Annotated in this window: 6 protein-coding genes; 5 read left to right on the top strand and 1 reads right to left on the bottom strand. The window is 49.4% G+C overall.

Features of this window, described 5'->3' with window-relative positions:
- Positions 1–260 precede the first annotated feature (260 nt).
- Complete coding sequence (locus tag E5336_RS07765) at positions 261–1241, bottom strand: P1 family peptidase (RefSeq protein WP_338400919.1); 981 nt, start codon at positions 1239–1241, stop codon at positions 261–263.
- A gap of 146 nt (positions 1242–1387) precedes the next feature.
- Here E5336_RS07765 and E5336_RS07760 point away from each other — a divergent pair, with 146 nt between their 5' ends.
- From E5336_RS07760 to E5336_RS07740, 5 genes are all read left to right on the top strand, one after another.
- Positions 1388–2995 (top strand): peptide ABC transporter substrate-binding protein, encoded by a 1608-nt coding sequence (locus E5336_RS07760; protein ID WP_277820822.1) that lies wholly within the window; start codon positions 1388–1390, stop codon positions 2993–2995.
- A gap of 83 nt (positions 2996–3078) precedes the next feature.
- Positions 3079–4029 carry an ABC transporter permease gene (locus E5336_RS07755; RefSeq protein ID WP_135980546.1) on the top strand — a complete coding sequence of 317 codons (951 nt, stop codon included), beginning with the start codon at positions 3079–3081 and terminating at the stop codon, positions 4027–4029.
- Positions 4029–5072: an ABC transporter permease gene (locus E5336_RS07750; RefSeq protein ID WP_277820821.1), complete on the top strand. Its 1044-nt coding sequence runs from the start codon at positions 4029–4031 to the stop codon at positions 5070–5072. The genes E5336_RS07755 and E5336_RS07750 overlap by 1 nt, the downstream gene beginning before the upstream one ends.
- Before the next feature lie 8 nt (positions 5073–5080).
- Positions 5081–6226, top strand: a complete 1146-nt coding sequence (locus E5336_RS07745; RefSeq protein ID WP_135980545.1) for an ABC transporter ATP-binding protein — start codon at positions 5081–5083, stop codon at positions 6224–6226.
- Positions 6223–7143, top strand: coding sequence for an ABC transporter ATP-binding protein (locus tag E5336_RS07740; protein WP_135980544.1), 921 nt, complete (start codon positions 6223–6225; stop codon positions 7141–7143). Before E5336_RS07745 ends, E5336_RS07740 begins: the two co-directional genes overlap by 4 nt.
- The last annotated feature ends 47 nt before the right edge of the window (positions 7144–7190 follow it).

Genomic DNA, 7190 nt, shown 5'->3' with positions numbered 1-7190 from the left:
AAGTTTGTCGTTTTCGAGAGGCGTTTCCTTAACGCTCACTTATCATACCGCACTCTCCATCAACTGTCAACTACTTTTTATATCTTTTTTAAATAAATTTAGATGACAGATAAAAAGAGGAAAAAGGAGAGGTTTTGCTGGATCGGATGCGGGATTTTTTATAAACGATCAACTATGGTTTTTGTTTTTTTTATTCGTTGGCAGAGCCAGGTTCCCTTTTCAATGAGAAAGAAAAACGATTGGATCCAAAACCAATCGCTTTACTTTTTCCCTTCTTTTTGAACCGCGCGATAGCTTTTTAGTCCATACGCTTCTTCGGCTTCTTTGCATCCGACAACGATCGCTTGCTCCAACGCCTTGACCGCCATGATTCCAACCAAATCCGTGGTTGCCTGCGCCTTTCCGCAAGCCATCGCAAACACGGTATCGCCATCGCTTGAAGTGTGCACAGGCCGAATCGTCCTTGCCAGCGCGTCTTGCGCCATGGCGGCTACTTTGTTCATTTGCGCCTTATCCAAATCGGCGGTTGTGATAATGCAGGCGATTGTGGTGTTTTCGTGCGGCTTCGCTTCCGCGGCTTCCATCAATAATTGCTCGCTATCCAAATATTCTTTCTTTTCCCGGTCGTAAAGGCCGCTTACATGGATTTTCGAATTGGGCTCGTATACGTCACCGCAGGCGTTTACCGCCACAATGGCGCCGACTTGGACATCTTTGCACTGCAAAGCGTACGTTCCCAGTCCGCTTTTCATCGCGAATTCGTTTCCCAGCCCTTTTCCAACGCTCGCGCCCGTTCCCGCGCCGACGTTTCCATGCTCCACGATGTTGAACTCGCTGTTGATACACGCGATTCGGCCTAATTCTTTTCCTGGATACGCGTTGGGATTGCCGACGCCTAAATCAAACAAACACGCCTGGCAAACGATGGGAACGGTGATGTCTTTCAACCGGAAACCGACGCCTTTTTCCTTTAAAAATTCCATGACGCCGCTTGACGCTTCCAGACCAAAAGCCGATCCACCCCCTAACACAACCGCGTGGATTTTTTGAACCATGTTTTCCGGACGCAGCAAATCGGTTTCCCGGGTGGCGGGTCCGCCGCCTCGCACATCCACGCCGGCCGTCGCACCCTTTTCGCAAAGGATGACCGTGCAGCCTGTCGCGCCGTCAAAATCCTGCGCATTTCCAATGTTAAAATTTTTAATTTCGTTTATTTTGATTTCTTTCATTTTGATCACCATTTTCATTATATCTGAATGCAAATGAAAAAACCCGCTTTTATGAAAAATCTTTTCACATATTTTTCTGAAAGTCATTGCAATCATACCATATTTGTTTATAATACCTTTATAAGTGTTCACAAAACGAACACGCAGGAGGAGAAACTGTGAAGAAATTCTTATCACTGGCATGTTGTTCGGTGATGACGTTCTCCCTTGTCGGTTGCTCTGGTTCCGACGCGGGAAATTCCGCCTCGGGAAATTATGTCAATCTGGCAAAGGAAAACGATGTCATTTCCATGGACTCGCGCTATGCCACGGATGGTATGTCATTCGAAATGCTCGCATCGACGATCGAAGGTCTTGAATCGGTCGACGCTGACGGCAACATCATTCCTGCCCTCGCCGAATCGTACGACGTTTCCGAGGATGGTTTGACATACACGTTCCATTTACGAGACGCGGTATGGTCCAACGACGCACCGGTCACGGCACAGGATTTTGAATACGCCTGGGACGCGACAATAAAAAATCCCAAAGCAGAGTACGCCTATTTGTTTGGATCGGACGGCGCCTGCATTCAAAACGCTAACGAGATTTTAGCCGGCGACGATTCGCTTGAACTGGGAGCCAAGGCGCTGGACGAAAAGACGTTTGAAGTCAAGCTCAGTCAAAAATGTCCGTATTTCCTGAGTTTGATGTCCTTCCCTGTTTTCTATCCGGTCAATGAGGAATTCGCCACGGAAAAAGGCGATGATTACGCCTTAACCGCGGACGCTCTGCTGGCCAATGGTCCATTTAAGCTGGAAAGCTGGAGCAAAGGAAACAAGCTGGTTTTAGTGAAAAACGAAAAGTACTGGGACGCCGACAACGTGAAAGTCGATGGAATGAATGTCAATATCGTTCCGGAAGCGAGCACTTCGGCCCTTGATTTCGAAAGCGGAAACACCGACTTTACAAAACTGAATTCCACACTTGTCGACAAATACAAAGACAGCGATTCGTACACGACAGTTCTTGAAGGCTACCTTTGGTACCTCCAATACAACTTCGCCAACAAATACTTGCAAAATGAGAATTTGCGAAAAGCGATTTCCACCGTCGTGGATCGTCAGGATCTTGTTGAAAACGTGTTGAAAGACGGTTCCGTCGTTTGTGGCGGTTTCGTTCCGGAAGCCCTCTCAACCGGACCGGACGGAAAAGATTACCGGGAAACGGCGCCGGAATACTTCAACATTTTCGCCGAGGACGGCTTGAAAGCGGCGCAGGAGTACTGGGACAAAGCGAAAGAAGAGCTTGGCGTGGATTCGATTACTTTATCCTTGCTGTATGAACCATCCGATCCGTCGAAACCAGCCGCGGAATTCATTCAATCCGAAATCCAAAAACTGGATGGCATCACGGTTGAAATGGTCAGCCAGGAAAAAGAGAACCGGATCGAAAAACAAAAAGCCCGTGAATTCGACATGGTGTTGACCCGTTGGGGACCGGACTATGCGGATCCAACCACCTACTTGAATTTGATGTTAACCGGAAACGCCTACAACTACGGCGACTATTCCAGCAAGGAATACGACGCGAAAATGGCGGAAGCCGCTGGCGCGACGAGCGACGAAGAGCGTTGGAAAAAGCTTCAGGAAGCCGAAGCGATTTTGATGGAAGACGTACCTGTCGTTGGAATCTTCCAGGTTGGCGGCGCTAGTTTGATCAACAAAAATGTCAAAGGCATCGAAAACCACGCAGTCGGTGTTCCTTACATTTACAAAAAACCTTGATAAAACAAACTAACATCATTGAGCTGTAAGAAGACAAACTCAACCCTTACAGCTCTTTTCATTGAAAAAGAAAGGAGTCTACCATGGAGAAATCCACCCTGAAATACATACTCAAGCGGCTCGCGATCGCGGTTGTCACCTTGTTCGTCATCGTATTCGTCTTGTTTATGATCCTGAAATTAATGCCAGGAACCCCATTCAACGATGAAAAACTCACCGAAACGCAAAAAGCCGCGATTTATGCCGCCTACGGTTTGGACAAGCCGCTGCTTGAACAGTTTTTCATTTACGTATCCAATATGCTTAAAGGAGATTTTGGCATTTCCTACGCCATTCAAAGAAACATGAGCGTGTCCGGACTGGTCGGCCCGCGAATCGGCGTTTCGTTCGCGTTAGGTATTGGCGCAACGATCATTGGAACCATCATCGGAATCCTGCTTGGAATCGTCGCCGCCCTCAAGCGAAACACGATCTGGGATACGATTGCGACCGTTCTTTCCGTTATTGGCGTCTCGATTCCGTCGTTTGTGTTCTGCCTTTTGCTTCTCATCCTGCTTGGAGTCCAGTGGCCGATTTTGCCTGTTTTGTACAACTCGGCAAAACCTGTCTCTTCCAGCATCATTCCGATGGTCGCCTTGTCCATGGGCGTCATCGCCAACGTTGCGCGATTTACCCGTTCGGAAATGATCGAGGTTCTTGGCAGCGAGTACATTCAGCTTGCCGAAGCCAAAGGCATCAGCCGGAAACATTTGATTTTCCACCATGCCATCCGCAACTGCCTGATTCCGGTCATCACAGTACTCGGGCCGATTATCGTCGGACTTATGACAGGAAGTATGGTTATTGAGAAGATTTGCGGAATTCCCGGACTCGGTTCCCTGCTTGTCAAAGCCATCGAAGTCCGTGACTACAACGTCATTCTCGCTGTTTCGTTCTTATACTCCGTGATGTACATCGTCGTGATGCTGGCCATCGACATTTTATACGGCATTATCGACCCGCGCATCCGGCTTGGAAAGGGGGATCATTCCTAATGGCGAAAATCATTAAAAATCAAGAAGATCTTGATCGGTTTTTAGAAGACTATCACTACATGCCGCAAGACTACGAGCTGATCGACATTCCGACCCGCTTCGAGTTTGACGAAGACGTTCCGGCATCCTCTTTCATGCACGATGTCTGGGTTCGTTTCAAATCCAACAAAGGCGCCATTATTGGCGGCGCGATCATTTTGTTGTTTCTCGTGATTTCCATTGTCGCGCCGATGTGCTCCAGCTATTCTTTCGACGCGGTCGACACCGCCCAGCAAAGCATGGCCCCGCGCGTTCCCGGACTGACATGGATGGGATGGTTCAACGGCGAAGGCGGCATTCGAACCTATACGGGCGATTTAGCCAACGTTTACCATTACTTTGGCACCGACGTGCTCGGTCGCGACTTGTGGGTGCGCTGCTGGGAAGGCTGCCGGATCTCGCTTTTCGTCGCCGGAACCGCCGTGCTCGTCAACGTCTTTATCGGTATTTTATACGGAATGATCAGCGGATACTTTGGCGGCTGGGTCGATGCCATCATGCAGCGCTTTCAGGAAATCGTCAATTCCATTCCGACGCTTGTCATTTTGACGCTCCTGCTGCTTGTCATGAAGCCGGGATTGTACACGATCATCGTCGCCCTGATCCTCACCGAGTGGATTGGTATGGCGCGAATCACCCGGGCGCAAGTGCTAAAAATCAAGGAGCTCGAATTTATCCTCGCTTCCAGAACGCTGGGAGCCAGCGGGTTCTTTATTATTTTCAAAAACGTGCTGCCAAATATTTTCGGGCAAATTATCATCATGGCGATGTTCTCGATCCCGAACGCGATTTTCTACGAGGCGTTTCTCGCCATGGTCGGCCTTGGCATTCCAGCGCCGCAAGCCTCGCTTGGATCGCTCATTAACGATGGATTCAAGACGATTTTAGTCACGCCGTACCAAGTCATCATCCCTGTTGTGATCCTTGGAATTTTGATGTTGTCGTTCAACTTGCTTGCCGATGGACTGCGCGACGCGTTCGATCCGAAAATGAAGGAAATGTAGGTGAAGTCCTGAATCAAAAAGAAAAAATCTTAAAAATCCGCGACCTCGATATTTCTTTTAAAACTGACAACGGAAATGTCAAAGCCGTCCGCGGCGTCGACTTGGATCTCCATCGAGGCGAAACGATCGCCATCGTCGGTGAATCCGGTTCCGGAAAATCCGTCACAACCAAAGCGGTCATGGGGATCCTTGCCGGAAACGGCCAAATCAACAACGGCACGATCGAGTTTCACTATGCCGACCTCAGTCCCGAGCGAATTCAGGAAGTCATCGAGAAATACAATGGCGTCATCCCGGAAGGCTACACCCGCCCGGAGGAGCAAAAAGTCGTCGACATCACAAAGCAGTCGAAAAAGTTTATCCAGTCTGAAATCCGCGGACGACGCATCGCGATGGTGTTCCAGGATCCAATGACTTCGCTGGATCCGACCATGACAATCGGCAAGCAAGTCATGGAAGCGATGCGTTTCCACTACAATACGCCAAAAAAGGAAGCGTGGAAACGCGCCGTGAAACTTTTGGAGCTTGTCGGCATCACCGACGCCGAGAAGCGGATGAAAAACTACCCGCACCAGCTTTCCGGCGGTATGCGGCAGCGCGTCGTCATCGCCATCGCCCTTTCGTGCGATCCGGAAATTTTGATTTGCGACGAGCCGACAACGGCTTTGGACGTGACGATCCAGGCCAAGATCCTCGAGCTGATCCAGGACATTCAAAAAAAGAAAAACCTTTCGGTTATTTATATCACCCACGATTTGGGTGTCGTCGCCAAAGTCGCCGATTTTGTCAATGTCATGTACGCGGGCCGCATCATTGAATCGGGCAGTGTAAACGATATTTTTTACGATCCAAAGCATCCTTACACATGGGGCTTGCTCGCCTCGCTGCCAGACGTGGACACATCCGGGGACGAGCTGTACACGATTCCAGGCACGCCACCCAACATGATCCAGGATATCCAGGGCGACGCGTTCGCGCCTCGAAATCCATACGCGCTGCATATCGACGAAAAAATCGCGCCCCCGATGTTCCAGATTACGCCAACGCATCGGGTCGCTTCGTGGCTTGCCGCGCCGAACGCGCCAAAAGTCGACATGCCGGCGGATCTGAAAGAGAAAATCGAAAAAAATAAAAAGGAGGCGAAACTCGTATGACGACCCCGATCTTGGAAGTCAAAGACCTCAAACAACACTTTAAAGTCAATCGAAAATTCACCGTAAAAGCCGTGGACGGCATCTCCTTTACGATCGCTCCCGGTGAAACGTACGGATTGGTCGGCGAGTCGGGCTCCGGAAAAAGCACGACCGGCCGCTCCATTATCCGCCTGTACGAGCCAACCGCCGGAAATGTCACGTTTTGCGGACGCGACATTTCCGGAAAGATGAACAAAGAGACAGAACGGTTTCTTCACACCAACATGCAAATGATCTTCCAGGATCCCATGGCGTGTTTGAATCCGCGCGAAAAAGTATTGGACATTATCGCGGAAGGACTGGACATCCACCATTTGTATTCCTCGCAGCAGGAACGGACGCAAAAAGTATATGACATGCTTGAGCTCGTCGGACTCTCGAAAGAGCATGCCAACCGCTACCCGCATCAGTTTTCCGGCGGACAGCGGCAACGGATTGGAATTGCCAGAGCGCTCGTCATGAACCCGAAGCTCATCATCGCCGATGAGGCCATTTCTGCGCTTGACGTGTCCATTCAGGCGCAAGTCGTCAATTTGATGAAGAAAATCCAAAAACAAACCAATACGGCTTATTTGTTTATCGCGCACGACTTGAGCATGGTCAAATACATTTCCGACCGGATTGGCGTCATGCATTTAGGCCATCTGGTCGAAACCGGAACGACGGAGGAAATCTTTAAAAATCCAATTCATCCGTACACGAAGTCGCTGCTTTCGGCGATTCCCGAACCGAATCCCATCGTAGAAAAGGTGCGCAAATCGTTTAGCTACGACTATGAAACGAGTGGCATCGACTACGAAAAAGGAACGAATCATTTTGTGGAAGGCTCCCATTATGTTTTGGGAACCGATCAAGAATTTGCCGAATGGACAAAATAAAAAGAGGAGACAAAAGCGATCCGCCGGATCCGCGTATTTGTCTCCTT

Origin of the sequence: Dubosiella muris, from assembly GCF_004793885.1 — a bacterium.
Taxonomy (GTDB): Bacteria; Bacillota_I; Bacilli_A; order Erysipelotrichales; family Erysipelotrichaceae; genus Dubosiella; species Dubosiella muris.
This window is presented reverse-complemented; position numbering and strand designations above follow the sequence as displayed.

Coding starts and splice junctions, on each gene's coding strand:
- E5336_RS07765 (WP_338400919.1), bottom strand. CDS start 1,241: ATGGTGATCAAAATGAAAGAAATCAAAATAAACGAAATTAAAAATTTT.
- E5336_RS07755 (WP_135980546.1), top strand. CDS start 3,079: ATGGAGAAATCCACCCTGAAATACATACTCAAGCGGCTCGCGATCGCG.
- E5336_RS07750 (WP_277820821.1), top strand. CDS start 4,029: ATGGCGAAAATCATTAAAAATCAAGAAGATCTTGATCGGTTTTTAGAA.
- E5336_RS07740 (WP_135980544.1), top strand. CDS start 6,223: ATGACGACCCCGATCTTGGAAGTCAAAGACCTCAAACAACACTTTAAA.